At 54.6% G+C, this 26,233-nt stretch carries 26 protein-coding genes and 1 pseudogene; 11 read left to right on the plus strand and 16 right to left on the minus strand.

Annotated features, from left to right (window positions below; genetic code table 11):
• Window positions 1-16: 16 nt before the first annotated feature.
• Both BRW62_RS01900 and BRW62_RS01905 read right to left on the minus strand, forming a co-directional pair.
• Complete coding sequence (locus BRW62_RS01900; protein ID WP_099797981.1) at window positions 17-1,201, minus strand: NAD(P)H-quinone oxidoreductase subunit H; 1,185 nt, start codon at window positions 1,199-1,201, stop codon at window positions 17-19.
• Window positions 1,202-1,296: 95 nt separating this feature from the next.
• Window positions 1,297-2,586: a glucose-1-phosphate adenylyltransferase gene (locus tag BRW62_RS01905; protein ID WP_099799796.1), complete on the minus strand. Its 1,290-nt coding sequence runs from the start codon at window positions 2,584-2,586 to the stop codon at window positions 1,297-1,299.
• Window positions 2,587-2,735: 149 nt separating this feature from the next.
• On the opposite strand from BRW62_RS01905, the gene BRW62_RS01910 reads away from it, so the two are divergent.
• From BRW62_RS01910 to BRW62_RS01940, 7 genes are all read left to right on the plus strand, one after another.
• The gene (locus tag BRW62_RS01910) at window positions 2,736-2,939 is read left to right on the plus strand and encodes a translation initiation factor IF-2 (RefSeq protein WP_099797983.1); all 204 of its coding nucleotides are present in this window, start codon (window positions 2,736-2,738) and stop codon (window positions 2,937-2,939) included.
• Window positions 2,940-2,961: 22 nt separating this feature from the next.
• Entirely contained in the window at window positions 2,962-3,453 is a 492-nt protein-coding gene (gene psbV, locus BRW62_RS01915; protein WP_099797985.1) for a photosystem II cytochrome c-550, read from the plus strand.
• 27 nt (window positions 3,454-3,480) lie between these two features.
• Window positions 3,481-3,999 (plus strand): photosystem II cytochrome PsbV2, encoded by a 519-nt coding sequence (gene psbV2 / locus BRW62_RS01920; protein ID WP_099797986.1) that lies wholly within the window; start codon window positions 3,481-3,483, stop codon window positions 3,997-3,999.
• Between the two features lie 84 nt (window positions 4,000-4,083).
• Window positions 4,084-4,422: a cytochrome c6 PetJ gene (petJ, locus tag BRW62_RS01925; RefSeq protein WP_099797988.1), complete on the plus strand. Its 339-nt coding sequence runs from the start codon at window positions 4,084-4,086 to the stop codon at window positions 4,420-4,422.
• Between the two features lie 372 nt (window positions 4,423-4,794).
• Window positions 4,795-9,432, plus strand: a complete 4,638-nt coding sequence (locus BRW62_RS01930; protein WP_099797990.1) for a glutamate synthase-related protein — start codon at window positions 4,795-4,797, stop codon at window positions 9,430-9,432.
• Window positions 9,433-9,519: 87 nt separating this feature from the next.
• Window positions 9,520-10,452: an indole-3-glycerol phosphate synthase TrpC gene (trpC, locus tag BRW62_RS01935; protein ID WP_099797991.1), complete on the plus strand. Its 933-nt coding sequence runs from the start codon at window positions 9,520-9,522 to the stop codon at window positions 10,450-10,452.
• The gene (locus BRW62_RS01940) at window positions 10,443-11,162 is read left to right on the plus strand and encodes an HAD family hydrolase (RefSeq protein WP_099797993.1); all 720 of its coding nucleotides are present in this window, start codon (window positions 10,443-10,445) and stop codon (window positions 11,160-11,162) included. The genes trpC and BRW62_RS01940 overlap by 10 nt, the downstream gene beginning before the upstream one ends.
• On the opposite strand, the gene BRW62_RS01945 is transcribed toward BRW62_RS01940, so the two are convergent.
• The 8 genes from BRW62_RS01945 to tnpA form a co-directional block, all read right to left on the minus strand.
• The gene (locus tag BRW62_RS01945; protein ID WP_099797995.1) at window positions 11,159-12,562 is read right to left on the minus strand and encodes an NAD(P)(+) transhydrogenase (Re/Si-specific) subunit beta; all 1,404 of its coding nucleotides are present in this window, start codon (window positions 12,560-12,562) and stop codon (window positions 11,159-11,161) included. The two genes, BRW62_RS01940 and BRW62_RS01945, sit on opposite strands and share 4 nt — an antisense overlap.
• A gap of 11 nt (window positions 12,563-12,573) precedes the next feature.
• On the minus strand, window positions 12,574-12,852 hold the full coding sequence (locus BRW62_RS01950; RefSeq protein ID WP_099797997.1) for an NAD(P) transhydrogenase subunit alpha: 279 nt from the start codon (window positions 12,850-12,852) through the stop codon (window positions 12,574-12,576).
• Between the two features lie 45 nt (window positions 12,853-12,897).
• Window positions 12,898-14,052, minus strand: a complete 1,155-nt coding sequence (locus BRW62_RS01955; RefSeq protein WP_099797999.1) for a Re/Si-specific NAD(P)(+) transhydrogenase subunit alpha — start codon at window positions 14,050-14,052, stop codon at window positions 12,898-12,900.
• A 286-nt stretch (window positions 14,053-14,338) separates the two neighbouring features.
• Window positions 14,339-15,028, minus strand: coding sequence for a sulfotransferase family protein (locus BRW62_RS01960; protein WP_099798000.1), 690 nt, complete (start codon window positions 15,026-15,028; stop codon window positions 14,339-14,341).
• 11 nt (window positions 15,029-15,039) lie between these two features.
• Entirely contained in the window at window positions 15,040-16,185 is a 1,146-nt protein-coding gene (locus tag BRW62_RS01965; protein ID WP_099798002.1) for a sugar phosphate nucleotidyltransferase, read from the minus strand.
• 78 nt (window positions 16,186-16,263) lie between these two features.
• The gene (locus tag BRW62_RS01970) at window positions 16,264-16,962 is read right to left on the minus strand and encodes a helix-turn-helix domain-containing protein (protein ID WP_099798004.1); all 699 of its coding nucleotides are present in this window, start codon (window positions 16,960-16,962) and stop codon (window positions 16,264-16,266) included.
• Window positions 16,963-17,038: 76 nt separating this feature from the next.
• On the minus strand, window positions 17,039-17,179 hold the full coding sequence (locus BRW62_RS14850; RefSeq protein ID WP_099798006.1) for a diguanylate cyclase: 141 nt from the start codon (window positions 17,177-17,179) through the stop codon (window positions 17,039-17,041).
• 130 nt (window positions 17,180-17,309) lie between these two features.
• On the minus strand, window positions 17,310-17,732 hold the full coding sequence (tnpA, locus tag BRW62_RS01980; protein WP_198405924.1) for an IS200/IS605 family transposase: 423 nt from the start codon (window positions 17,730-17,732) through the stop codon (window positions 17,310-17,312).
• 79 nt (window positions 17,733-17,811) lie between these two features.
• On the opposite strand from tnpA, the gene BRW62_RS01985 reads away from it, so the two are divergent.
• Together BRW62_RS01985 and BRW62_RS14980 are read left to right on the plus strand one after the other, a co-directional pair.
• Entirely contained in the window at window positions 17,812-18,081 is a 270-nt protein-coding gene (locus BRW62_RS01985) for a helix-turn-helix domain-containing protein (protein ID WP_099798008.1), read from the plus strand.
• A gap of 31 nt (window positions 18,082-18,112) precedes the next feature.
• Window positions 18,113-18,304 carry a zinc ribbon domain-containing protein gene (locus BRW62_RS14980; protein ID WP_376787928.1) on the plus strand — a complete coding sequence of 64 codons (192 nt, stop codon included), beginning with the start codon at window positions 18,113-18,115 and terminating at the stop codon, window positions 18,302-18,304.
• A gap of 39 nt (window positions 18,305-18,343) precedes the next feature.
• Here BRW62_RS14980 and BRW62_RS01995 read toward each other — a convergent pair whose 3' ends face one another.
• On the minus strand, window positions 18,344-18,502 hold the full coding sequence (locus BRW62_RS01995) for a hypothetical protein (protein WP_198406100.1): 159 nt from the start codon (window positions 18,500-18,502) through the stop codon (window positions 18,344-18,346).
• Between the two features lie 93 nt (window positions 18,503-18,595).
• Here BRW62_RS01995 and BRW62_RS02000 point away from each other — a divergent pair, with 93 nt between their 5' ends.
• Together BRW62_RS02000 and BRW62_RS02005 are read left to right on the plus strand one after the other, a co-directional pair.
• Window positions 18,596-19,723: an SLBB domain-containing protein gene (locus tag BRW62_RS02000; RefSeq protein WP_099798014.1), complete on the plus strand. Its 1,128-nt coding sequence runs from the start codon at window positions 18,596-18,598 to the stop codon at window positions 19,721-19,723.
• Between the two features lie 180 nt (window positions 19,724-19,903).
• Window positions 19,904-21,922 carry a GumC family protein gene (locus tag BRW62_RS02005; RefSeq protein ID WP_227517511.1) on the plus strand — a complete coding sequence of 673 codons (2,019 nt, stop codon included), beginning with the start codon at window positions 19,904-19,906 and terminating at the stop codon, window positions 21,920-21,922.
• A 386-nt stretch (window positions 21,923-22,308) separates the two neighbouring features.
• On the opposite strand, the pseudogene BRW62_RS14985 reads toward BRW62_RS02005, so the two are convergent.
• The 5 genes and pseudogenes from BRW62_RS14985 to BRW62_RS02030 all read right to left on the minus strand — a co-directional run.
• Window positions 22,309-22,768: pseudogene (locus BRW62_RS14985) on the minus strand (asparagine synthase (glutamine-hydrolyzing)); the annotation flags it as partial.
• Window positions 22,769-22,781: 13 nt separating this feature from the next.
• Window positions 22,782-23,192: a methyltransferase domain-containing protein gene (locus BRW62_RS14990; protein ID WP_099798017.1), complete on the minus strand. Its 411-nt coding sequence runs from the start codon at window positions 23,190-23,192 to the stop codon at window positions 22,782-22,784.
• A 7-nt stretch (window positions 23,193-23,199) separates the two neighbouring features.
• The gene (locus BRW62_RS02020) at window positions 23,200-24,354 is read right to left on the minus strand and encodes a glycosyltransferase family 4 protein (protein WP_376787929.1); all 1,155 of its coding nucleotides are present in this window, start codon (window positions 24,352-24,354) and stop codon (window positions 23,200-23,202) included.
• Window positions 24,342-25,475 carry a glycosyltransferase gene (locus BRW62_RS02025; RefSeq protein ID WP_099798021.1) on the minus strand — a complete coding sequence of 378 codons (1,134 nt, stop codon included), beginning with the start codon at window positions 25,473-25,475 and terminating at the stop codon, window positions 24,342-24,344. Before BRW62_RS02025 ends, BRW62_RS02020 begins: the two co-directional genes overlap by 13 nt.
• Entirely contained in the window at window positions 25,472-26,221 is a 750-nt protein-coding gene (locus BRW62_RS02030) for a hypothetical protein (RefSeq protein WP_099798023.1), read from the minus strand. Before BRW62_RS02030 ends, BRW62_RS02025 begins: the two co-directional genes overlap by 4 nt.
• Window positions 26,222-26,233: the final 12 nt, after the last annotated feature.

The following is a 26,233-nucleotide window of genomic DNA, read 5'->3' on the forward strand; positions in this document are numbered from 1 at the left end:
GCGGCGTGAAGGGACGCTAACGGTCAACAGACCCCATAATGACATCAATACTGCCAAGAATAGCGACAATATCCGCCACCTTCATCCCCTTCAACAATTGTGGCAGCACTTGCAAATTGTTAAAGTCCGGGGGACGAATTTTCCAGCGCCACGGAAAGACATTATCGTCACCAATCAGGTAAATACCCAACTCCCCTTTGCCGGACTCGAGGCGCACGTAGTGCTCACCCTTAGGAATCTTAAACGTAGGTGCTAGCTTTTTGCCCAAGAATTGGTAGTCAAAACCGTTCCACTCCGATTTTGCCCCTTCCAGCAATCGCTTGGCCTCAAGGTTCTCGTAAGGACCGCCCGGCAACCCATCAAGGGCTTGACGAATAATTTTGACAGATTCACGCATTTCCTGAATGCGAACAACGTAGCGGGCAAGGCAGTCCCCCTCGGTGGCAACCGGCACGTCCCAGTCAAAATCGTCGTAGCATTCGTAATGATCGACCTTTCGCAGATCCCACTTCACCCCTGACGCGCGCAGCATCGGCCCTGACAGCCCCCAGTTAATCGCCTCTTCGCGGCTAATTTTACCCACGCCCTGAAGGCGACGGATAAAGATAGGATTGTTCGTAATCAGAGCTTCGTACTCATCCACCTTGGGTAAAAAGTAGTCGCAAAAATCACGACATTTGGTGACCCAACCGTAGGTAAGGTCAGCGGCCACCCCCCCCATGCGGAAGTAGTTATTGTTGATAAACCGCATACCAGTTGCGGCTTCAAACAAGTCGTAGATGTACTCACGCTCACGGAAAATGTAGAAAAAGGGAGTCTGGGCACCCACATCCGCCAAGAACGGGCCTAGCCACAGCAGGTGGTTGGCAATGCGGTTTAGCTCCAGCATAATTACACGGATATAGCTGGCGCGCTTGGGCACGGCAATGTTGGCTAGTTTTTCTGGGGCATTGACCGTAATGGCTTCGTTAAACATCCCCGCTGCGTAGTCCCAACGACTGACGTAGGGAATAAACATAATATTGGTGCGGTTTTCAGCAATTTTCTCCATGCCCCGATGCAAGTAGCCAATGACGGGTTCGCAGTCAATGACATCTTCGCCATCAAGGGTCACCATTAGTCGCAGAACCCCGTGCATGGAGGGATGGTGCGGCCCCATGTTAATCACCATGGGTTCGGTGCGTGTCTCAAGCGTGGGCATAGATTGCAGTTCCGCTAAAGGGTCAGGTAATGAAAGGCTTCTTCAATAATGCTACACAGGTTTTCTAAGCTTGCCAATTCAAAATTGTTTATGGCTTAGATAACTGTACCATCAGGAATCACGGCATTCTTAATGATCACGACCACACCACTGCGAATGTAAAACCCCTGCTCTTCGCGGTTAGATTCTTCGACATGGTCTTTGTTGATAATTTTGACCTCCCGACCAATACAGGCGTTTTTGTCAATAATGGCTCTACGGATAATACTATTGGCGCCAATCCCCATGGGAATTTTATGTTGCTCTAGGAGAGCGCTGCGCTGTCCTGAGTGCTGGTAAAAGTCAGCCCCCATGAGTAAGGAGTGATCAATGACACAGCCGGATTCAACGCGCGATCGCACTCCCAAGACGGAATGATGGACTTGGCACTCCTTGAGGATACACCCTTCACTGATAATGGATTCGGTGATGTTAGAACTCAGAATTTTGCTGGGGGGCAAGTAGCGGGGGCGGGTATAAATGGGAGCAGCTTCGTCGTAAAAGCTAAAGGGAGGCTGCGGTTGCTGCGTGAGGGCTAGGTTGGCTTCGTAGAAGGAGCCAATGGTACCAATATCTTCCCAGTAGCCGTTAAAGACAAAGGTTTGCACACGGTGAGTACGAGCCGCCGCCGGAATAATTTCTTTGCCAAAGTCGGTGGCATCGGCCAGTTGTTGCAGCAAATCAATTAATACCTGCCGCTTAAACACATAAATGCCCATGGAGGCAATGTAGGGTTTACGGTGGGCGTCTTCGGCGCTGAGGCCATAGCGGGTTGTATCAACACGCATCGATAGCAGAGCCTCCCCTTGGGGTTTTTCGCGGAAGTCTAGCACCCGACCGGTGCCGTCCACTTTGATCAGCCCAAACCCAGAGGCAGCGGCTTCGTCCACCGGCAGCACCGAAAGGGTAATGTCTGCTTGGGTGTCGCGGTGGCGCTGGACAAACTGGCGATAGTCCATGCGGTAGAGGTGATCCCCTGAGAGGATTAGGTACTCGTCCACGTCCCAATCGGCTAACAGCCAGAGGTATTGGCGCACGGCATCGGCAGTGCCCTGGAACCAGTTGGGGTTTTCAGGGGTTTGCTGAGCCGCAAGGACTTCCACAAAACCATCGGTCAGCCCTGCAAAGGTGTAGGTGCGGGCAATATGACGGTTGAGGGAGGCAGAGTTAAATTGGGTCAGGACGTAAATGGTGTTGATTTCGGAATTGATGCAGTTACTGACGGGAATATCGATCAGGCGGTACTTTCCGGCAAGAGGAACGGCAGGCTTGGCACGGCGTTTGGTGAGGGGATAGAGGCGCGTTCCGGCACCGCCTCCAAGAATAATCGCCAAGACTCGTTTCATCAAAAACTCCATCTGAACGGCCACATCAACAGTGTACGCCGTGGTTGGCATTTGATCTCATCTGGCTGTGGTAGTCAGGTTTCGGTAAAGAGTCGCCGCAATGGCATGATAATGATACTTGGTCGTTGATCCCACGCGGGGAGTTGGGCATGGGGTTTGTGGATATGGCGATCGCCCAGTTGGCTGCTGACTACGGGGTTTCTGTAGAGGTGGTCTGTGATTGGTGCGATCGCCTTGGTATTCGCTATACCAGCCCGCAGACGCGCTTGCCCCTAGAAGATGCGAAAGCGATCATTCTGGCGTTGACCACCCCCCCTGCCAGCGATCAACGGGACACACCACCGCAATCGTAAGACCTGCTTTATTGGGAGAACTATGTTAAAGAAATGTGTTTGGCTTGCGGTAGCTCTCTGCCTCTGCCTTTGGCCATTTACCACAGGCACCGCCATGGCTGCTGAACTAACCCCAGAGACGCTGACCGTCCCCCTCAACAGTGAAGGGAAAACGGTGACCCTCACCGAAAAGCAATATCAAGAAGGCAAGCGATTATTCCAGTATGCCTGTGCGTCCTGTCATGTGGGAGGTATCACTAAAACCAATCCTAACCTTGATCTGCGCACGGAAACCTTGGCGCTGGCTACCCCCCCTCGGGATACCATTGAGGGGTTGGTGGACTACATGAAAAACCCCACCACCTACGATGGCGAAGAGGAAATTGCCGAGGTGCACCCCAGCCTGCGCAGTGCGGATATTTTCCCCAAAATGCGTAACCTGACGGAGCAAGATCTAGTGGCGATCGCGGGTCATATTCTCGTTGAGCCGAAAATTCTCGGGGATAAATGGGGTGGCGGCAAAATTTATTACTAACCAATAGACAAGGATTTGTCGAAACTCATGCACCTAACTCGTTTTTGGGCACCGCGCCTAGGATTGCTCCTCCTGCTTGTTATGGTTTGGTGTTGGGGGGCGATCGCGACTCCAGCCGCTGCCAGTGGGGTTGACAATTACGTCATCCAGTACCTGAAAGCAACTGAGGCCATTGAACTGCCCCTCAATGACCGTGGCGATACTCGTGCCTTTACGCCCGAAGATCTCACCCGCGGTAAGCGCCTCTTTGAGGAAAACTGCAAAAACTGTCATGTGGGTGGCACGACCTTACCCAATCCCTTGGTGTCCTTGTCCTTAAAGGACCTCAAGGGAGCCGTGCCGCCTCGGGACAACATTGCGAGCTTAGTGGCGTTTCAGCGCCTGCCCATGTCCTACGATGGCAGCGAAGAAAGCTACTGGTGCCGCCAAGTGAGTGAGGATTGGCTCACCACCAATCAGCTAGAGGATTTGGCGGCCTTTATTTTGCGCGCGGCAGCCGTGGCTCCCGGCTGGGGCACTGAAACCTTCGCCGACAGTGCTCCCTGAGTTGGGAACTTTGCTAAACTTGCCTTTGGTGACGTTTACACTCCTCACAGCGATTCTGACGCATTCCATGAAAGGAGAACTCCGTTGAAAAAACTATTGATCAGTGTTTGCGCCTTGGCGATCGCCACGTTTATGGTGCTGACCCCCGCTGCCGTTGCAGCAGATTTGGCAAATGGCGCAAAAGTCTTTAGTGGGAACTGTGCGGCGTGCCACATGGGTGGTGGCAATGTGGTCATGGCCAACAAAACCCTTAAAAAAGAAGCCCTCGAACAATTTGGCATGAACTCTGAAGATGCCATTATTTACCAAGTGCAACACGGCAAAAACGCTATGCCTGCCTTTGCTGGCCGCTTAACGGACGAGCAAATTCAAGACGTGGCCGCCTACGTGCTGGATCAAGCCGCCAAAGGTTGGGCTGGCTAAGGCTATTTGGCCAATAGCGCTCCTGCACTCTAGGGAAACGCAAATTGGGGAGCACGGGAGAGGGGTCAACTCACGCCCAACTCCCGTTCCCTAGCTAAGAAGTTGAGTGACGAACAAAACGATTTTTCGCAGAATCTTAACAATTCTTGCCTTGACTATCCGTAACCCAGAGAAATCCTTATAATGGTTGAGGCGGGACGTTTGTGTTGTTAATCTTGTTCCACTAAGCAATTATTACGGAATGCACTGTCGCCTTGGCTCTCCTTTAGATTTAGAGTCGTGGCGTTTTTCAGTCGCTACAGCTTAGAACTTGAACAGTGACAACCCTCTGATTTACCGCCTGCTTAAATCAACGTTTCTGTTTTCAGACCCATGCAACAACCCTCCCCTTTTTCCCCAGCCAGCGCTACCACCCTGAATAATGGTTACCATGGACAACCTTGGCTTGTGGAAGAGCGAGATGCCTGTGGCGTTGGCTTTGTCGCCCACCGCAAAGGGATGGCGAGTCACCGAATTGTGGCGCAAGCCCTAGAGGGTCTGATCTGCTTAGAACACCGCGGCGGTTGCAGCGCCGATCGCGACTCTGGGGATGGCGCTGGGATTATGACCGCGATTCCGTGGGAGCTATTACCCGAGTTTGGCATTCCGCGGCAGCGGATTGGGGTAGCCATGATCTTTTTGCCCCAAGGGGCGGCAACGGCAGCGGCAAAAGAAATTGTGGAGCGGGTGCTCAGTCAAAATGAACTGCGGTTGCTCGGCTGGCGCACCGTACCGGTTCACCCTGAAGTTCTGGGTGTACAAGCCAAGCAAAATCAACCTCAAATTGAGCAACTGTTTGTGGCGTCCAGCAGGGCAAGCGGTGACGAGCTAGAGCGGCAGCTATACCTCACCCGTAAGCGTATTGAACGTGCCGTTGCCCAAACCACCGCCGAGTGGCGGCAAGACTTTTACATCTGTTCGTTTTCCACCCGCACCATTGTCTATAAGGGAATGGTGCGCTCAGTGGTGTTAGCTCAGTTTTACGACGACCTGCGCAACCCTAACTACGTCAGCCCGTTTGCCCTGTACCATCGCCGCTTTAGCACCAATACCATGCCGAAGTGGCCTCTGGCACAGCCGATGCGGATGCTGGGTCACAACGGGGAAATTAATACCCTCTTGGGGAATATCAACTGGATGCGGGCACGCCAATCGCAGTTGGCTCATCCCTACTGGCAAGGTGCCTTTGAAGACTTAACCCCAATTGTGAACGCTGACAATAGCGACTCTGCCAATCTGGATAATGTGCTAGAGTTACTGGTGCAATCGGGTCGCCACCCCCTGCACGCCATGATGATGCTGGTGCCGGAGGCTTACCAAAATCAACCGGATCTAGCAGAGCACCCTGAAGTGGTGGACTTTTACGAATACTACAGCGGTATTCAGGAAGCGTGGGATGGGCCTGCGTTGGTAGCGTTTTCCGATGGCAAAATTGTTGGTGCCACCCTTGATCGCAATGGCCTGCGCCCTGCCCGCTACACCTTGACCACCGACGATTTGGTGATTGTTTCTTCGGAAGCGGGCAGTATTCAAATTGCCGAAGACACGGTTCTAGAAAAAGGTCGGCTTGGCCCAGGGCAAATGATTGCCGTCGATCTGGAGCACCAAGAATTACTCACCAACTGGGAAATTAAACAGCGGGTGGCGCAGCAGCAGCCCTACGGCGAATGGCTGAAAACCTATCGCCAAGAACTGGTGCCCCAAGCCTACTGGGAAGCGCCGCAACTCGACAGCACCACCTGCTTGCAACAGCAGACCGCCTTTGGCTTTAGTGCCGAAGATGTGGAGATGGTAATCGAGGCCATGGCCAAGGATGGCAAGGAGCCGACGTTTTGTATGGGGGATGATATTCCCTTGGCGGTGCTTTCGTCGCAGCCCCATCTCCTTTACGACTACTTCAAGCAGCGCTTTGCCCAAGTCACGAATCCGCCCATTGACCCATTGCGCGAGAAGCTGGTGATGTCCCTTGTGACGCGCTTGGGAGCGCGGGGGAATCTTTTGGTAGAGTCTCCAGAGGATGCACGGCTGCTACAACTCAATTCGCCCATTATTAACGAGGCGGAACTCGCAGAGATTCTCAAGGCTCCCTTTGGCACTGTGCGGCTTTCGACGCAATTTGCCATTGATCAAGGCCCAAGTGGGCTGGAAGTGGCGGTGAAGCGCCTCTGTGAGCAGGCGGCTGCCGCGGTTCAGGCTGGCTCTGCCATTTTAGTTCTCAGCGATCGCCACAATGGAGCCGGTGAGTTACAGATGGTTGCTGCGGACACTTCCTATATTCCGCCGTTATTAGCAGTAGGGGCGGTACACCATCACCTCATTGCCCAAGGCATTCGTCGGCGGGTCTCCTTGGTAGTGGAAACAGCCCAATGCTGGAGTACGCATCACTTTGCCTGTCTCATTGGCTATGGTGCCGGTGCTGTGTGCCCTTACCTCACGTGGGAGACCATCCGCCAGTGGTGGCACAGCGATCGCACCCAAAACCTGATGGCTAAAGGCAAGCTGGCCAGTATTGATTTGCAAACCGCCCAAGCCAACTACCGCAAAGCCATTGAAGAGGGACTGCTGAAAATTCTTTCCAAAATGGGAATTTCCTTAATTGCCAGCTATCGCGGTGCCCAAATTTTTGAGGCCATTGGCATTGGGGATGATCTGCTCAACACGGCTTTTATTGGCACCACCTCTCGGGTGGGCGGCTTAACCCTGCGGGATTTAGCCCAGGAAACAATTACCTTCCACCACAAAGCCTTCCCGGAACTGACGAGCAAGAAGCTGGAAAACTTTGGGTTTGTGCAGTTCCGTCCGGGGGGTGAGTACCACATGAACAACCCGGAAATGGCCAAAGCCCTGCACAAGGCGGTGACGGCCAATCGCTATGACCACTACGAGACGTATCGGCAGCAGTTGACGGGTCGCCCCCCTACGGCTCTGCGGGATTTGTTGGAGTTCCGCAGCGATCGCCCCAGTATTCCCTTAGAGCACGTCGAGCCTGCCAGCGAAATTGTCAAACGCTTCTGCACTGGCGGGATGTCCTTGGGGGCACTCTCACGGGAAGCTCACGAGGTGCTAGCGATCGCCATGAATCGCCTTGGTGGCAAATCCAACTCCGGTGAAGGGGGCGAAGACCCAGTGCGGTTCCAAGTGCTCAACGATGTGGATGCTGAAGGGCGATCGCCCCAGTTGCCCCACCTACGAGGGCTGCGGAACGGCGACACCGCTAGTTCTGCCATTAAACAGGTGGCCTCCGGGCGCTTTGGGGTAACCCCCGAATACCTGACCCATGCCCAACAAATTGAAATTAAAATTGCCCAAGGTGCAAAACCTGGTGAAGGCGGTCAACTGCCGGGCACGAAAGTCAGCCCCTACATTGCGATGCTGCGGCGATCGAAGCCTGGGGTCTCCCTGATTTCGCCACCGCCGCACCACGACATTTACTCCATCGAGGACTTGGCGCAACTGATCTTTGATCTGCACCAGATTAATCCCCAAGCTCAGGTCTCGGTGAAGCTCGTGGCGGAAATTGGCATTGGTACCATTGCCGCGGGAGTGGCCAAAGCTAATGCCGATGTGATTCAAATTTCTGGTCACGATGGCGGCACGGGTGCGTCTCCCTTGAGTTCCATTAAGCACGCCGGTAGTCCGTGGGAACTGGGGTTAACGGAAGTTCACCGTGTTCTTTTAGACAATCAACTGCGCGATCGCGTTGTCCTGCGGGTTGATGGCGGTCTCAAGTGCGGCTGGGACGTGGTGATGGGGGCGCTGATGGGAGCCGAAGAATTTGGGTTTGGCTCAGTGGCCATGATTGCCGAGGGCTGTATTATGGCGCGTATTTGCCACACCAATAACTGCCCGGTAGGCGTTGCCACCCAAAAAGAAGAACTGCGCCAACGTTTCCCCGGTATGCCTGAGCATGTGGTTAACTTCTTCCTGTTTATTGCCGAAGAGGTGCGCTCAATCTTAGCCAAGCTTGGTTACCGGTCGTTGCAAGATGTGGTAGGGCGTGCGGATCTGCTGATTCCTCGCCAAGATATTCAGTTGGCCAAAACCGCTGCCCTCAACCTCGACTGCTTAACTAAGCTGCCGGATACCCGCAGCGATCGCCGCTGGCTACAGCACGAAACCGTTCATAGTAATGGTGCAGTGCTTGACGATGAGATTTTGGCGCGACCCGAAGTGCAAACCGCCATTGCCAAGCAGCAGACGGTCGAACTAGAGTTACCCATTGTCAACACCGATCGCACGGTAGGGGCGCGCATTGCCGGTGCCATTGCCAAGCAGTATGGCAACACTGGCTTTGAAGGGCAAATCACCCTCAACTTCTACGGGAGTGCTGGTCAGAGCTTTGGTGCCTTTAACCTACCGGGGATGATCCTGCGGCTAACTGGCGAAGCCAACGACTACGTGGGCAAGGGAATGCACGGTGGCGAACTCATCATTAAACCCAAGCCGAACGCCCCTTACACCGCTGCTGAGAACGTCATTATCGGCAATACCTGTCTCTACGGTGCCACGGGTGGGGTACTCTTTGCCAATGGCCGTGCTGGCGAGCGCTTTGCAGTACGTAACTCGAAGGCGCAAGCCGTGGTTGAAGGAACCGGCGATCATTGCTGCGAGTATATGACAGGCGGTGTCGTCGTGGTGCTCGGCACTACAGGGCGTAACGTTGGGGCAGGGATGACCGGTGGCTTGGCCTATATCCTTGATGAGGCAGGCACCTTCCCCGCTAAAGTTAATCCCGAAATTGTCAAGCTCCAGCGGGTCACCTCCGCCATTGGTGCAGCGCAACTGCGGCAACTCATTACGGCGCATCGCGATCGCACGGGCAGCGCCAAGGCCGCTATGATTCTGGAGGAGTGGGAGCGTTACTTGCCGCTCTTTTGGCAAGTCGTTCCGCCCTCGGAGGCCAACAGCCCCGAAGTGGTGGGTGAGGTTGCCGTTGATACGGCCGATAAGGTGCTAAGTCCACTCTCGTGAAAACTGCCGTCAGCGTGATCCCCAAATACTGCATTCTGTTCTATCCTATGGTCAATGACTGAATGCGGAACTGCTACGAGAGACCCTATGCACATTCGCCGCCGTCCCCCCAATCCTGCCGTGACGGTTCATACCCTCCATTATCAAGTTCCTGTGGTGGACGGGGAACCCCGCCATATTCTGGAAAAAATTGTTTGGCACAAAGAGCAGGAGGTTGAGCAACTGCGCGACAGCCTCCCGCTAGCAGAGTTACAACGCCAAGTGCTGAATGCGCCGCCAGTGCGGTCGTTGATTGATGCGCTGCGATCGCCAGTGACCCGGCCTGCCCTCATTGCCGAAGTGAAGAAGGCCTCCCCCAGTAAAGGGGTGATCCGTGCCAACTTTAATCCGGTGGCGATCGCCCACGCCTACGCGGCTGCCGGTGCCACCTGTATCTCTGTACTAACAGACAGTGAGTTTTTCCAAGGGAGTTTTGAGTATCTCGAGCAGATTCGATCCGCCGTTGAGCTACCGCTATTGTGCAAAGACTTTATCATCTACCCCTACCAGATGTTTCTGGCGCGGTTACGGGGCGCTGACGCGGTACTGCTGATTGCGGCCATCCTTTGCGATCGCGATTTGGACTATTTTCTGCGCATTGCTAACAGCTTGGGAATGACTGCCCTCGTTGAAGTGCACACGGCCAGTGAAATGGAGCGAGTCTTGGCTCTTGAAGGGGTACAGCTTGTGGGCATTAATAACCGTAATCTTGAGGACTTTAGTGTGAATTTGGCGACTACAGAGGCACTCTTGGCAACCTATGGCGGACAACTGTGCGATCGCGGGATTGTGGTGGTCAGCGAGTCAGGCATCCACGAGCAGGCTCACGTTGAGCGGGTGGCAGCCGCTGGTGCCCAAGCCGTGTTAGTCGGAGAATCCTTAATGCGGCAGACTGCAGACACTGCCCACCTCAGTGACGAAGCGCAGATCCAGCAGCGCATTCAGCAGTTATTCCCTGAACTTGTACAGGTATGCCCCTAAAGGCCATTCTCTTCGACTTTAACGGCGTCATCTTGGACGACGAGCCGATTCATGCCGCCCTTATTGATGAGATTCTCCTTCAGGAAAACCTGCGCCCCCAGCGGGGGGAGTACGACCAGTTTTGTCTTGGCCGCAGCGATCGCGCCTGCCTTGATAACCTGCTGAGTCGGCGCGGTCGTGTCATCACGGCTGACTATTTAGAGACCCTGATTCGCAAAAAAGCAGTCGCCTACCAGCAATGGTTCACTAACAGTGATCCGTTGCCGTTCTTCGCCGGTGCCCTGCCATTATTGCAACACCTGCGGGGATCAGGCCTAAAAATTGCCATTGTGACGGGAGCGCTGCGATCAGAGGTCACCTTGGCCTTAGCACGCGCAGAGATGACATCCGCCGTTGACTGTATCGTCAGTGCTGAAGAGGTGGATCGCGGCAAACCCTATCCTGACCCCTATCAGCGGGCACTAGAGCGCTTACAGCAGCAGTTTCCAGAACTGGCTCTGGCGGCTAGCGACTGCTTAGCCATTGAAGATACGTTTGCAGGCATTGAGTCGGCAAAAGCAGCAGGCATACGGGTGATGGGCGTTGCCCACACATACCCCTTTCATATGCTGCAACGCCGCTGCCACTGGGTTCTGGATCGCCTCGATCAGTTTGAGTTAGAACAGGTTGCGGCAGTATTTAGCCGCAATGCTGCAGTCAGTTGTCGCTAGAGCTGTTTCACCTCAGTAATCAGCTTATTCAGCACATCTTTGGCACTGCCAAACATCATCAGGGTTTTATCTTTGTAGAACAACTCATTGTCAATACCGGCAAAACCAGGGCTGAGACTACGCTTAATCACGATGGTGTGCCGCGCCCGATCCACATCCAGAATGGGCATCCCATACACCGGACTGCCGGGGTTGGTGCGGGCTGCCGGATTGACCACATCATTGGCTCCAATGACTAGGGCAACATCCACATTCTCAAATTCAGGGTTGATGTCCTCCATGTCCTTGAGTTGCGGATAGGGAACATTCGCCTCTGCCAGCAGTACATTCATGTGCCCTGGCATCCGTCCGGCCACGGGATGAATGGCATACTTAACCTCTACCCCTAGCCGCTCCAGTTGATCCGCCAATTCCTTAACACTGTGCTGCGCTTGGGCAACTGCCATGCCATAGCCCGGTACAATCACCACCGACTTGGCATAGCCCAGCATCATGGCGCTTTCTTCCGAGTCAATGGTGCGAACCGTCTTGGGAGTGGCTGCGCTGGTGACGCCACTCGCTGCTTTAGCACCGCCGCCGCCAAAGCCACTAAAGAGCACATTGGCCAAGGAGCGATTCATGGCCTTGCACATAATCTGGGTCAGAATTAAGCCGGAAGCACCAACAAGGGCACCGGCAATAATTAGCATACTGTTGCCAACAATAAACCCTGCTGCACTTGCCGCTAAACCAGAGAGGGAGTTCAACAGCGAAATTACAACGGGCATATCGGCGCCCCCAATGGGGATGACAAAAAGAACCCCCAAGACACCGGCGATCGCCACCAAGCTCCAAAATAGACCCATCTGGGACGGATCCAGCCAGATGAGAACACTGGTGGCCAAAAACGCAACCAGTAAGCCAAGATTAATACCCTGCTGCATAGGGAAGATCACAGGCGTTCCGGAAATGAGTCCCTGCAACTTGCCAAAGGCCACTAAGCTGCCGGTCAGGGTAACCCCGCCAATGAGCACCCCTAAAATAATCGTCACAAGGGTACTCAGGGGGAGCGGCTCGCCAACGGCCACAATGCGGCAAAATTCGCCAATCCCCACCAAGGCTGAGGCTGCACCGCCCAAACCGTTGAGCAGCCCGACCATCTGCGGCATAGCGGTCATCTCCACCTTGTAGGCGGCCACTGCCCCAATGATGCTCCCCAAACCAATCGCGGCCAAAATGCCCGTATAGCTAATAATTTGCCGATCTAAAAGGGTCACAACAATGGCTAGGAGCATTCCCAAAGCAGCAAGGCGATTCCCTTGGCGGGCGGTTGCGGGTGACCCTAATTGTTTGAGGCCAACAATAAATAGGGCGGCCGCCCCCAAATAGCTTAAGTCTTCAATCCGTGTTAACCAATCCATGGCACTCTGCCTCACCGCTTAAACATTTGCAACATCCGGTCGGTGACTAAAAAGCCGCCCACCACATTGACGGTGGCTAAGACCGTCGCAATAAAGCCAAGGACAACCGTCAGAGTAGTGTGACCGCTCCCCGCCATCAGCAGTGCACCAATGACGGCAATTCCAGAAATGGCGTTTGACCCGGACATCAAGGGGGTGTGGAGGGTAGGGGGCACCTTATTAATGACCTCAAAGCCAACAAAACTGGCCAAGACAAAAATTATCAGACCGACAATAATTGGATCTGTCATAGAACAACACCTCTAAAGGGCAGCACGATTGTCTGTAAAACTTCCTTAAACACTGACTGCCAAAGTGTCCGCAGGGTGTAAAAGTTGCAGTACCCGTGGGTTGCGCACTTGACCTTCGTGGGTAATGCAGGCTGCATCAATAATGTCATCGCCAAAATTCAACTGCAATTCTTGGTTCGGGCTGAGGTACTTCAGAAGGGTTGAAATATTTTTGGCGTACATTTGGCTGGCGTGAATGGCCATGGAGGACGGCAGGTTAATAGCGCCAATGATCGTTACCCGCTGATGGCAGATAGAGCGCCCCGGCTCGGTGCACGCGCAGTTGCCCCCCTGCTCAGCCGCCAGATCCACAATGACTGAACCGGGTTTCATGCTAGCCACCATCCGCTCAGTCACCAAGAGGGGGGCTGGTTTACCCGGAACCTGAGCAGTGGTAATTACGACATCGGCACTGTGAACATGGGCAGCGATCGCCTCTTGAGTTTTGTGCTTGGCACTCTCCGAGACGTCCTTGGCATAGCCACCCGCGGCAACGGTGTCTTCGTCTAGGTTTACCTCCACAAATTTTGCCCCTAAGCTTTGCACCTCTTCCTTGACCGCAGGCCGAATATCAAAGGCTTCGACCACCGCCCCTAGGCGACGAGCGGTAGCGATCGCCTGCAAACCCGCCACTCCAGCCCCGATCACGAACACTTTGGCCGGGGCAATGGTGCCTGCGGCAGTGGTGAGCATAGGGAAAAACCGCGGCAGATTTGAGGCAGCCAATAGAACCGCAGCATAGCCCGCGACCGCTGCTTGGGACGAAAGGGCATCCATGCTCTGGGCACGGCTACTGCGGGGAATACATTCAAGGGCAAAGGCAGTAATATGGCGTTCTGCAAGGTGCTGCATCTGCCATGGGTTCCCCAAAGGGTTCAGAAAACTAATGAGGGTTGTGCCTGGGCGAATCCACTCCACTTCCCGATCGCGTAGGGGAGAAACCTTCAGCAAAACATCAACCCCGCCCCACACGTCTTCGATTGAGGGATAGATGTCTGCACCCGCTGCCCGATAGTCATCATCGCTGAAGTGAGCCATATCGCCCGCTCCCGCTTCCACACAGATGTGATACCCCTGCTGTACCAGCTTGGCTACGACATCGGGAATGAGGGCGACCCGCTGCTCTCCCACTTCGCGTTCCTTAACGACCCCAACTTTCATAGGCATTCTTTAGGTAGATTTTGCGTCATCCACAGAGGCAATCTTCGGCGCCCTGCCATACTGTGATGGAAAAAGCAGTCTAGCCGGCACGCCTAGCATCTGACAAACACCATTGGCTCGTCATTTGCTGCCCTGTACTGATTCTCAACCTACTGCGATCGCCCCTAAGGATGCTAGGAAATGTCAGCGGTTCGTAGGAGTTCTCCACAAGTCTTATGATCCCCGCCGCCTCTTGTAACAATTGTTGACATCAATCATCAGTCGTCGTAAGTATTTTCACTTAGCTCTAGATTGCTTCCCAGTGGTAGCCAAACTGGGCGATCTCGTTGGCACAAACCGCTTCAATCCGCTGCCGCGCCGCCGCATTTAAGACCCGACTATAGTGATCGCGATTTTTACGATACCCAGCCTTAGCTCGCGGCAAGTTCAATGGCCGTGGCAAACCAAGTTTCTCTTGGATAATGGCCAAATCCTCATTTAGGCGTTCGTAGCGCCCCACAAAGTCCACCGCAATCTGATCCGCAATGGTGTAAATCCCCCAGTTAGACAATAAGTCCGGTTGGACACTTTGCAGATACTCATCAATGGGAGGGCGCGGTTCGTTGGTGTTCCAGTAATAGCGACTGATGGCCTTATCAAAGGGGTTGCGCTCAAAACAAAACGTAAAGTACGTTTGCCAGATCTCTGAGCCAACCACCCGCTGAACGTGCTTTGCAGGGTCATGATTACTCAGGAGTCGCTTTGGACCACGGTAAAACAAGGCCAGCCAATCTGAGGGAGTATAGTCTGACACGGGAGCGCGATAGTTACGAGGCCCCACGTAGCCTAATTGGCGACGAATCCGCTCATCCTGCCAGCGAATGGGCGTGATGGTGTCCGTGGCCGTACAAAACTGCGAGAGGGCAATTTCTAGGCTCGTTCCCGCTGTTTTGCGAGTTTTTAGGAAGATGAACTTGTAGGTGTGGTTAATAATCAATTCCCACCCCGCTAGGAGACAACTTCTTTGAGATTTAGGGGGCTAGGCAAAATCTCGGTTTGCCGAGAGTCCGTGATTAACCAATCGAGGGCGGCAGCTTTGAGGTCAATGGTGGTTCCCGTTTTATCCACACAGTAGCGACCAAAAACGAGCTTATCCACTAGGCGGACATCCGAACCAAGGCGAGAGTACTCAAAGATGACACAGTTATCCACCACGGCACCACCACAAACGTGGCAATTCGGCCCAATCATCGTTGGCCCAATGATCGTCGCGCCATCCTCTATTTTCGTCATGCCGCCAATATAGACCGGTCCTTGAATCGTTACCCTATCCCAGTTAACCGCTACATTCAACCCCGTATAAATCCCAGGAAAGCGCTCATGCCCAGGAATAGACACATTGGTAATTGTACCGTTGAGCACACTGCGCACCGCTTGCCAATAGTCGGGAACCTTACCAATATCAATCCACTCAAAGTCCATCGCCAAGCCATAGAAGGGTGCCCCCATGGCTACCAGTTTGGGAAATAGTTGACTGCCGATGTCAAACTCTTGATTCGAGGGCACGTAGTCTAGCACTTCAGGTTCAAAGATATAGATTCCTGTATTGATGGTGTTGCTCAGTGCCTCTTCAATACGGGGTTTTTCCTGAAAGGCCGTGATGCGATCGCTCTCGTCGGTTACAACAACACCATAGCTGGAGACATCATCCTGGGGAACTGTTTTCATAATGACGGTGGCGATCGCCCCTTTCTGGCGGTGCCACTGCACGGCTGCCGTCAAATCTAGGTCAATGAGGGCATCACCGCACAACACAATAAACGTATCGTCAAAGAACGGGTTAAAATCCTGAATCCGTTTGATACCACCCGCCGAGCCAAGCGCCTTCCCCACTAGCTCACCATCTTGAATGTACCCCTCAAACGAGTAGGCAATATCAACACCAAAGCGCTGCCCATCCTGAAAGTAGTTTTCAATTTCGTGGGCCAGATGGCTGACGTTCACCATAATCTCGGTAAAACCGTGCTTGCGCAGCAGCTCCACCAAAAACTCCATCACGGGTTTCTGCAAAATTGGGATCATTGGCTTCGGAATCGTGTAGGTAATCGGGCGTACCCGGGTGCCTTTTCCGGCGGCCAAGATCATTGCTTTCATACTGTACTTACCCAGCTCCTAACTCCCACCAAGGAGACCTCCAAGGGGCATCCCTGACATCGCATACTTGCCCCTAGCTTATTCTAGATCCAGCGCATACACACGCCCATGATATAACACGCGGGTAATTCCCTTTGCCTGGAGGTAGCCAGTAACCTTGCGCAGCATTTCGCCATCAGGCACTTTGACCACTGTTTTGCGCCATTGCACATCGCTAGCTTTGAAGAGTCGTTGGTTTTGCTGTGAGTAGCGCAGCGCCACCGGACGACTATCGAAAATCGGCAGGGTGCTTTGCTGAGCCTCTTCACTAGAGAGAGGGCCTAGGCCACGAAACGCCTCTAGGGGACGGGTCAGTAGTTCAGCCCGGCGATCCACTACCACATAGCACGGGCGCGGTAGGGTGGCAGCCGCTAAAGGCATGACCTCCAAGGACTCCACCGCCTCAATCTCTGGTACATCCGGCAGAACTGGTTCAATCCCTAGTTCGTCCTCATCCAGTTCGTCTTCGTCGCTATCGTCGTAGTCATCTTCATCTAGGGCAAGGCTTTCCCCCTCAAGCTCTTCTTCGTCGGTGCTGTCTGCCTCGGGGGGCAAGGGAGCCGCTGCCAGACTCAGAAGCGGCAGAGCTGGCGACTCGGTTTCCATTTGCTTAACAATGCGACGAATGGTATTTTCGCTAACGCCAAATTCAGTCGCTAAGTCTTTGACCGTTAGCCCTTGGCTGTACTGCTGGAAAACACGCTGGCGTTCGGTTTCGCTGAGTCGCTTATAGGTCATGAATGGCGGAGTGGGGATGAGAGGGTACTGCAATCAAGATCTATTATGATCCTTGATTGGCCGAAAACAAGGGGCTTTACGGTGTTCTTCGGTAAAATGGCAATTCGTCACCGCCATAGCGCGCCACTAAATCTGCTGAACGTTTAATGGTTTTGGCGATCAGAACCAAGCAATCATCGCCGGCAAGATGCCCATAACAGTCATCAAGGTTTGGCAAATATCAGTGCTGAAGTGAAACCGCTGGAGAAATTTATAGAAAATGGAGGGCACGGGAACCAGATAAACCCCCTTGCTTCAGGTCGGGGATACAGAATGGTTCCCGCGCCGCTGCAAAGCGGCAGAGTTGATCAACCCTGGCACTCCTCGATATAGCGCTTAACGGTTTGAGCCGACACATTGCCACAGGTTCCCCAATAAAACGACCTGGCCCAAAGCGGATCTTTTTGGTAGAGCTGCTTCAGCCAGGGAAACTCCATCCTAAGATGCCGTGAACTGTAGCCTTTCAGGATGTTCACGACTTGAGACGCTGACATTCTAGGCGGGAATGATGCAAAAACGTGAACGTGGTCTATCAGGGTGCGGTCAATCTCGATGGCCTCAATCTCAATGTCATTGTTCGCTGCCGCCTCTCGGATATACCGCTTCGTGGCCTCAATGATAGCCTCATCCCGAAAGATTTTGCGCCGCTTAAAGGGTATCCAGACAAAGTGGTGCCCTGATTGATACTTGGCGTGGCGCGTTGACTTGACCTGTATACCATCTTGCCTCATAGCGGTTAAACCGTTGCCCTGCATATTGCCGGTAACTGCACACCTATAGTATAGTTTTTAGGACGGACGCACTACAGTCATGCTGATTAACAAAGCCTACAAATTTCGCATCTACCCGAATCAGGAACAGGAGCAATGCTTTGCTCACCACTTTAGCTGTGTGCGGTTTGTCTACAACCGGATGTTGGCGCTGTTCAAGGAAACGCGCCAGTTCAATAAGAATCAGTACAAGGTGATGCTGCCCGACTTGAAGCGGCAATTTGCGTGGCTGAAATACCCCAATTCACAGTCACTCCAAAGCGCCGTAGATAATCTGTATCCGAGCGCTGCACGTTTACACCACCTATAAGGGCAAGTGGTACGGAGCTGCCGTTCAATTCATTGAGGGCTGGTTCCCGTCCACCAAGCTTTGCTGGGATTGCGGGTCACTGAACGACAATTTGACGCTCAGTGACCGAGAGTGGAGGTGCCCATCGTGCGGAAGGCAGCATGTTCGCGACGTGACCGCTGCATGGAATATCCTGCAAGAGGCGGTTCGTCTTTTACTGGGGAACACGGAATTAAGCCCCTAACCGGGGTAGAAGCCTCGCCCTTCTAGGGCGGAGTTCAGTTCACGAAACCCCATGCGTCCCACTAAATTCATCGCGATCCCGACTGAGCATCTGGGCAATGACTGGGTTAACCACTAGGCAGCGGAAGTCTTCAGTGGTTCCTGTGGTCGGTTCCCATACTGCTTGAAGGGCAGCAATCCCATCTAAGGAGCAGTTCAAGACACTAATCAACGATGGAACGAGAGATATGATAAAAGAGTTTTTGAAGGGCGCGTTGTGCCAACGAAGGGCACTAATGAGGAGGAGACGTTGATGGGGCACCTACGCTTCAATATGCTGCAGCAAGTAACAACACCGTTGGCGATCGCTGGCATACTCACCCTGACCCCGCTGATGGCTCGCCCCACAATGGCTCAAATGGCTCCTATCACGCCAACGACCTACAACTTTGGCGTCAATCCCCTTGCTGACTATATCTTAGGTGCTGGCGATATTCTGTTTGTGGAAGTGGTCAACCTCCCCTCGAGTGTGACGAATCAAAAACAGTTTACAGTCAACCTTGATGGCTCTGTTGTGTTACCCCTAGCGGGGCGGTTGGTGGTGGAGGGACTCACGGTGCCACAAGCGGAGCAGGTGATCCTCAATGCGTATAGTAAAGTCATGCGTTTTCCAGCAGTAACCGTGTCTTTGCAAACGCCCCGACCCATGAAAATTCTTGTGGCGGGTGAGGTGAGCCGACCGGGCAGTTATATTGTGCCGTTTACTGGGGTATCCGTGTCTACTGGCGCGGGTCTAGGCGACACCATGAGTTTGTCTGGGGGGTTGACATGGCCACGCCTGAGCCGTGCTCTCACACAAGCAGGGGGAATTACCCAAGATGCGGATATTCGCAATATTGAGGTACGCCGCCAACTGGGAAACGGTCAAACAGCCGTCACCAAAATTAATCTTTGGGAATTAATCCAATCTGGCGATGCCACCCAAGATATTACGCTGCGCAGTGATGATGTGATTGTGATTCCCAAGGCGACCACTGTGAATGCGGCTGAAGCGGTGCGAGTGGCCTCTGCCACCTTTTCCCCCCAAGTGATCAATGTCCAAGTGGTGGGAGAGGTGCTCAAGCCTGGGTTAGTGCAGGTACCTGCCAATGCTACCCTGACCCAAGGGATTGGTGCCGCTGGTGGGTTTAACGTTCAGCGAGCCAACACCTCCCGCATCACCCTCGTGCGTCTGAATCGGGATGGAACAGTGAGCCGTCGTCGGATTCCCTTTAGTATGGCAGCGCAGCCTAGCGCGAATAGCAATCCGGTCTTGCAGCAGGGAGATGTGATTGTGGTGGAGCGGTCGGGCTTGACTCAGTTTGGGGATGCAGTGGGGAATGCTTTGCGGCCTCTAGGGGCGTTGGGAACGTTAGGTATTATCATCAATCTATTGGATTAGTAGTGACTGATGCCATTGCCCCAAAAGGTACCTAATTTACGGGTGGTAAAGGGCGCGTCGTCCCACTCTATGCCGCTGCCAACTCCAAAGGGGGCGTTGGCGAATGGGGTGCGGCATTCATTCTTGGATCGCTGTAGGCAGCGCTGGCGGTTGCTGTCCGGAACTGTTTTAGTATCATTCTTGGCCACAGTCACGTACGTGGTACTGAACCCACCATCCTATGAAGCGCGTTTTCGGCTGCTGGTTGAACCCACTAGAACTACTCTACCTGACTCGCCGGCTGCTGCTACAGAAGGGATAGCAGGCACTCTGCCGGAATCTCAGCCTGCTTTACCGCCACCGATACCTACACAGTCGGATGTGGAGACGCAAATTGTTGTGCTTGGGAGCGATAAAGTCCTTGCGCCGGTGGCTGAGCAGATGCAGACTTCTACCCATGATCTGAGTCAGCGGCTCACAATTCGCCCGGTGCGTCCTACAGAAGCAGAGCCAGCGAAAGTGCTTGAGGTTACCTATCGCGATCGCGATCCGGAGCGGGTGAGTGCAGTGCTGCACGCCTTGGCAGAGACATTTATGGCTTACGGCCAGCGCGATCGCCACCAGCAACTGGAACGCACCCTCAGCCAAATCAACAAAGATATTGAACAGTACCTCACGGAGCTAGAGCAACTGCAACGGGACTTGCAGGCGGTGCAACCCACTGGAGCCAGCCTGCAACCATCGGAACAGATGCGTTTATTGACGGAGCAATATCGCCAAATCCACTCCTTGCGGCAAGCAGCCCGCCTCAAAGCAGTAGAAGCCTATGGCCGCTTTCAAGGGCTACAACAACAGCTAAACATGACTCCCGCTGAAGCCCTAGCGGCTGCTAACTTAAGCGCATCCCCCGCCTATCAACAGCAACTGGCACAGATTCAGGACGTGGATCGGCAGATTGCTGAAAATCTGGCGATTTTCCGCGAAGGGACTCCCATTCTTCTTGCCCTTGAGGAGCAGCGCAATGCTCTGGTGGCACAATTGCAAACCATTGCGGCTGAGGTGATTGGTGAGCAGTATCGGGTTGAGAATCCTACCGCTCTGGGGTTTCAGGGAGCTGTCTCCCAAACGTTGATTACCAACTATTTGATGGCATGGATTGAGTACGACACCCAACAGCGCTATGATGCCAAACTGGCAGCTCCCCAAGCGGCGATCGCTAGGGAATTACAGCAGTTAAGCAGCCAATTACCAAAACTGGGTCGCATTGAAAACCGCATCCGCACGGCTCATCACTCCCTTGAGGGGTTGAATAAGGCGCGGCAAGCGGTGCAATTACAACTTGCTCAAGACAATTTTGCATGGCAGCTCCTCACAGATATTGACAATACTCCCGTCATCCCAACGGTCTCGCGACTGCATTTACTGCTCCTCGGGGCGATCGCCAGCCTTGCTGTAGGCGTTCTGGCAGTTGTCATTGCAGATGCCCTTGACAATACCTTTAGCAGTGCCGAACAGGTTCAGGCTACCCTTAAGTTGCCCCTACTGGGGCGTATCCCCACAGCGGAAGGACAACCGAACATCCGCCTCGAGCAGATAGCGAAGATTGGTAATGTGGCATGGCGGGTGACCCAAGTGCTGCCAGCGATCGGCGATTACGAACAGGTACAAGAAGCGTTCCATCATCTTTACGCCAACTTGGCGCTAGCAGGCCATGGTCGCTCCCTTGCTATTATTTCCCCTAGCCATGGTGAAGGTCGCACCAGTGTTGCCCTCAATCTGGCCTTGGCGGCTACTGCCACCGGCAAAAACGTCTTACTTATTGATGGGGATTTGCGGCGACCCGCTCTGCATCGCTATCTTGGCTTAAATGATGGCCAAGGCTTAGCGGATCTGTTAGCGCAGGGAGAAGCCAGCGATCGCCTTGCGCCACAGGCCGGTTTAACCATCCTCACAGCTGGTCAACTGCGACAGCACCCAGTGCACCTCCTCAGCCATGAATCGCTCACCCGTTTCATGGGGGCGATCGCCGACCGCTTTGATTGGGTAATTGTAGATACACCACCCCTGCTAAGCGCTGTGGATGCAAAGCTATGGTCAGCGGTTGTGGATCAAACACTATTGGTGCTGAAGCTGCATCAGTCATCCCCAATGAACGTGCGCCGCGCCTTACAAGAATCTTTCTTCACCACAGATCTCTTAGGAGTAGTGGTACGGGAGTGAGCATCAATGAACTAACAATTAATCATACTTTACCGAAAAAAACGCCGTAAAGCCCCTAGCTTTAGCGATGGGGATATAAGGCGCAAATTATTTTCTTTTGTGCCGCACTAGTACTAGTGGCAAGGTATGCAACCACTCAAAAAACCGAGTTATCTAACCGATAGCAAGCACCATAAAAACCCAGTATTGTAGTTTTTTTTGCTGTACCGTAGGGCATACGGAAGCCTCTGTAATGGGGTGAACGACTGGGGAGATAAACACCTCTGGAGTAACGTAGGAAACTGCTATGCTTGAAGTGTTGTCGGTGAACCAGTCATTCTAAGCTGTGAGGCTAGAAGAATCCCCAAGAATCCCCTGCCTTTAGGCAGGGAGAGCATATCAAGAATGCCCCAGTACAGGGGCTTTTCGCGCACGCGGTCGCGCGCCAGCACCAAGGTGCGTGCTTTGCGGTCCCACAGAGCCAGCGCAAACATACCCACCGCCTGCCTCCACCCTCCACGCCTCGATGGCCGCGAGCAGCGTTTCCGTGTCCGAATGCCCGCGCTAGGCGGGCGCAGCGCCCTGCGCGGCGAGCTGCTGGCGCAGCACCAAGTGGTTGTACACCTCGCCGTTGAAGGCGATGACGAGGCGGCCGCTGGCCGACACCATCGGCTAATGCCCAGCGGGCGAGAGGTTCAGAATCGTCAACCGACGGTGCCCCAGCGCCAAGCCGGCAACTGGCTCCACCCACACCCCTGCATCGTCCGGGCCGCGGTGGACTAGGGCGTCGGCCATGCGCTGGGCGATGGCGTGGGGTTCTTCGGCAAAGGAGCCGTAAGGTTGCCAGAAACCAGTGAGGCCGCACATGACTCTGGTCTTCCTATTTTTTTACAAGAATATCAAAACCCGAAACATTGAGTATATCTTCTGGTAGTAAAGCAAATTCAGGCGCCATTTTTTTTCGAGGGGTTGGTAGTTGATCCCATCGGCGTACGTTGACAAGTTGTACCTCAAAGCCTACCGATTCAAAAATATTCATCATTCTGTTTAATTGTATGCGGTTTGTGTAAAATCCTGAAGAGGCAAAAAGATCCGATTCCCATATCTGATGTTTAAAACGCAAATTATTGAGCTGACCGCCTAAATGATCTCTGAGGTCGACTGTGTGAGAACAAGTTCCACTTGGTTTGAGTACTCGATACAATTCTGTTTGGATCAGTTCAAATTCTGCTAGTCGAATGTGCTCTAATACAGCGTGAGAAAAAACAAAATCAACGGAATTATCATTTATGTATTCCTCATAAGCGAATCATAAGCGAAATCCCGGCTTCCTGCCATACATATCGATACCGCGCCACCATTGCCTCGATGCCAAAGTTTTCTTGGATCCGCTCGCGGCATGCCCGCTGGCGTGCCCGCCATGCCGTGTGGTCGCGCCACGCTGTCAAGGCGGCCTGTAGGGCATCCGCCAGCGCCTCGGGGTTCCTGGGTGGCACCACCCAGCCCGTGTCGCCCACGATAGTGGCCGCGTCGCCGACATCGGTGGTCACGCAGGGCGTGCCGCAGGCCATCGCCTCAGCGAGAACGTTGGGGAAGGCTTCGCCGCTGGCTGATGACAATACATGCACATCCAGCGCCGACATGATGGCTGGCACATCCGGTCGCACGCCGAGCAGACGCACACGTTCCGCCAGTCCGGCAGCAGAGATGCGCTGCGTGAGCTCGGCGTTGTCGGGCGTCATGCCGGTGCCCACCAGCACCGCCGCGTAGCGCAGTCCTCGCTGGGTGAGCAGGGCCAGCGCATCGATCAAATTGGCGTGATCCTTTTGCGGATGAAACCGCGCCACCATTCCAATCAGCGCAACATCATCCGCGACACCCCAATCGGTGCGCAGGCGCTGACGGGCTGCACTGTCGGGCACGAAGTGCCCTAGGTCGTAGCCGTTGGGGATCACGACCATCCGCTGGGCGTCATAGCCCAGTTCGGCATGCACCGCCCGTGCCGCCTGTGCGCACGCCACGATACGCGCTGGCACGTGCCGGGACAGCCGTGCACAGGCGCGCGCTACCCATATCGTGGCACGCGAGGAGCGGCCAAGCTCCAGCGTCGTGTTGCGGATACCCCACACGACCGGGATGCCCGCCGCGCGGGCCGCAATGCCGCCGACCAAGTCAGCGTGGTACATCCAGGTCTGCACCACGTCAGGCCGCAGCCGTCGCAGCACCAGCCACAGTCCACGCAACCCACGCCACGTCAGCCGCCTGCGCGGCATGTCTAGGGTCACGACGTCGACCCCCATCGCGCGGAGCAAGGGGCCATATTTGCCCTCGCCAGTCAGCGACACCACCACGTGCTGGTTCTGCGCGTCGTGGGTGACGAGGCGAAACAGCACAGCTTCTGCGCCGCCATTGCTGAGGCCGGTGATGATGTGTAAAACCTTCATGCGCGTGATGGGTTCCCCGGAACCGGAGGCAGCCCGAGGGCCGCGAGGTAGGTGTCGATCGCGCGCTCCTGGTCAAAATCCGCAGCGCGCAGGCGTACGTTGGGCAAGCTGTCGCGCGGGGCAGCCAGCACCGCATCGATGGCATTGGCTAGTGCCGCACTATCGCCCACGGGTACTAATCGGCCCCACCGGCCACCCTCCAGAATCTCGTTGGGACCGCTGGGGCAATCGGTGCTTACCACCGGCGTACCACACGCCATGGCTTCGATCAACACGCCTGGCAAACCTTCCCAGCGCGAAGAGAGCACGAAAACCCCTGCGCGCGCAAGAAACGCATACGGATTATCGATGAAACCGGGCATCTGAAAATCCTCTTCCTTCAGACCGCAGGCGGCAGCCTCGGCCAATAGGGCTGGCCGCAGCGGCCCCTCGCCCAAAATCAGTAGTCGGGCATTGCCGCGTAATCGGCTTTGCGCGAAGGCGCGAATCAGCGTTGAAAAGTTTTTTTGTTCGGTGAGCCGTCCAATGGCGAGCACGACCGGCGGCTGGCCGGGTGCGAGCCAGGGGTGTCGTGGTTCATTGTGCGCCATCCGATGGATGCGCTGAAGGTCAAAAGGATTGTAGATGGCACGCACCGCGCCGGCGGGAAGGTGTGCAAACTGCTCGAGGTCGCGCGCTGCCGCCTGTGATACGGCAGTGAGGCTATCAGCCCAACGGTACATCCATGGCACCAGCGCATACACGATACGCCCCGCGACACTCCGCTCCCGCTGGGCCACGACACTGATGGTGTTATGTTCTGAAAGCACCAAACGGCTGGGAACGCCCGACCAACGATGCGCGAGCGCGGCCACGACATTGGCATGGTTCATGGCCGACAGTAATGCCGCTGGTCGGGTACGCCGCAGATGGCGTGCCAGCGGCAACAGCGCCTTGATAACACGCCCCGCCCGTAGGTTCACGATCTGCACCTCGGGCCGTACATCCTTCAAATACGGCCCTTGCGCCGTGGCCAGCACAAGATCTACGGCATAGCCACGCGCCGCGAAGCCGTTGGCCAGCGTGACCATGACCCGCTCGGCACCGCCGCCGTTGAGGGAGGGGAGGAAAATCGAAACCTTTTCCGTCATCGACCGTCTCCGCTTGGTGAAAGCTGCTTGAACAGCGCGGAGCCACCTTTCTTGAGCAGGTCGTACAGTTCTTTGCCAACTTCCTGAGTCAGTGGCCCACCCACATCACCTGCAATTTGCTTGCCCAGGTGCCACAACACCCTACCAAGAATCGTCTGCAGATCGTCGCTATGAGAGGCTTTAACAGACTCGCGCGCAGCGGCCAGTAACGCTTCGCGCTTTTGAGGAGGGACAAGACAAGCCACAACCGCTCCATAGGCAGCGGTAGGCAGCTTGATCAAGTTCGGGGAAAAACTGCCATCAGAAATGAAGCCCTCTTGACGAACCAGTTGTCTGATGCGGTCTGCAACTAGGGGAAACGGTACATCGAGAAGCCACGTAATTGGTTCGTCATCACGGCCTGAAATTTTTCCGATCCTGGGGTAAGCTAGGACCTCGTGTACACGATCGTCTAGTGCCGCCATGTCCTGCACGTCGGCTAATTGAGCGTGATAGAGCAATGCCCTCGCCTTGGCCCGAGTGACCCGCAATGTCATCACAAGATCCAGCTCGGTTGCCCGGACGGAAACCACCCCCAGCAGCTTCAAGGCTCGGAGCACTGACACCTCATGCTCAACGGTTTTGCCAGTACCGAAAGTCGGTCTGAAATACGGCGTGAGCAGTGCCAGCAGTGCTTCTTGGATGCGTTCACGCGAAGCCGCTTGAACTTGTTGGTGCAACGACGCCGCCATGTCGAAACTTGGCATATGCAATAGATT

This window comes from Thermostichus lividus PCC 6715 (genome assembly GCF_002754935.1).
In the GTDB taxonomy this organism is placed as follows: Bacteria; Cyanobacteriota; Cyanobacteriia; order Thermosynechococcales; family Thermosynechococcaceae; genus Thermosynechococcus; species Thermosynechococcus lividus.

Excerpts from the sequence above, each read along its gene's own strand:
- BRW62_RS01900 (WP_099797981.1), bottom strand. The coding sequence starts at position 1,201 with ATGCCCACGCTTGAGACACGCACCGAACCCATGGTGATTAACATGGGG.
- BRW62_RS01905 (WP_099799796.1), bottom strand. The coding sequence starts at position 2,586 with ATGAAACGAGTCTTGGCGATTATTCTTGGAGGCGGTGCCGGAACGCGC.
- BRW62_RS01910 (WP_099797983.1), top strand. The coding sequence starts at position 2,736 with ATGGGGTTTGTGGATATGGCGATCGCCCAGTTGGCTGCTGACTACGGG.
- psbV (WP_099797985.1), top strand. The coding sequence starts at position 2,962 with ATGTTAAAGAAATGTGTTTGGCTTGCGGTAGCTCTCTGCCTCTGCCTT.
- psbV2 (WP_099797986.1), top strand. The coding sequence starts at position 3,481 with ATGCACCTAACTCGTTTTTGGGCACCGCGCCTAGGATTGCTCCTCCTG.
- BRW62_RS01930 (WP_099797990.1), top strand. The coding sequence starts at position 4,795 with ATGCAACAACCCTCCCCTTTTTCCCCAGCCAGCGCTACCACCCTGAAT.
- trpC (WP_099797991.1), top strand. The coding sequence starts at position 9,520 with ATGCACATTCGCCGCCGTCCCCCCAATCCTGCCGTGACGGTTCATACC.
- BRW62_RS01940 (WP_099797993.1), top strand. The coding sequence starts at position 10,443 with ATGCCCCTAAAGGCCATTCTCTTCGACTTTAACGGCGTCATCTTGGAC.
- BRW62_RS01945 (WP_099797995.1), bottom strand. The coding sequence starts at position 12,562 with ATGGATTGGTTAACACGGATTGAAGACTTAAGCTATTTGGGGGCGGCC.
- BRW62_RS01950 (WP_099797997.1), bottom strand. The coding sequence starts at position 12,852 with ATGACAGATCCAATTATTGTCGGTCTGATAATTTTTGTCTTGGCCAGT.
- BRW62_RS01955 (WP_099797999.1), bottom strand. The coding sequence starts at position 14,052 with ATGAAAGTTGGGGTCGTTAAGGAACGCGAAGTGGGAGAGCAGCGGGTC.
- BRW62_RS01965 (WP_099798002.1), bottom strand. The coding sequence starts at position 16,185 with ATGAAAGCAATGATCTTGGCCGCCGGAAAAGGCACCCGGGTACGCCCG.
- BRW62_RS01970 (WP_099798004.1), bottom strand. The coding sequence starts at position 16,962 with ATGACCTATAAGCGACTCAGCGAAACCGAACGCCAGCGTGTTTTCCAG.
- tnpA (WP_198405924.1), bottom strand. The coding sequence starts at position 17,732 with ATGAGGCAAGATGGTATACAGGTCAAGTCAACGCGCCACGCCAAGTAT.
- BRW62_RS01985 (WP_099798008.1), top strand. The coding sequence starts at position 17,812 with ATGCTGATTAACAAAGCCTACAAATTTCGCATCTACCCGAATCAGGAA.
- BRW62_RS02000 (WP_099798014.1), top strand. The coding sequence starts at position 18,596 with ATGGGGCACCTACGCTTCAATATGCTGCAGCAAGTAACAACACCGTTG.
- BRW62_RS02025 (WP_099798021.1), bottom strand. The coding sequence starts at position 25,475 with ATGACGGAAAAGGTTTCGATTTTCCTCCCCTCCCTCAACGGCGGCGGT.
- BRW62_RS02030 (WP_099798023.1), bottom strand. The coding sequence starts at position 26,221 with ATGCCAAGTTTCGACATGGCGGCGTCGTTGCACCAACAAGTTCAAGCG.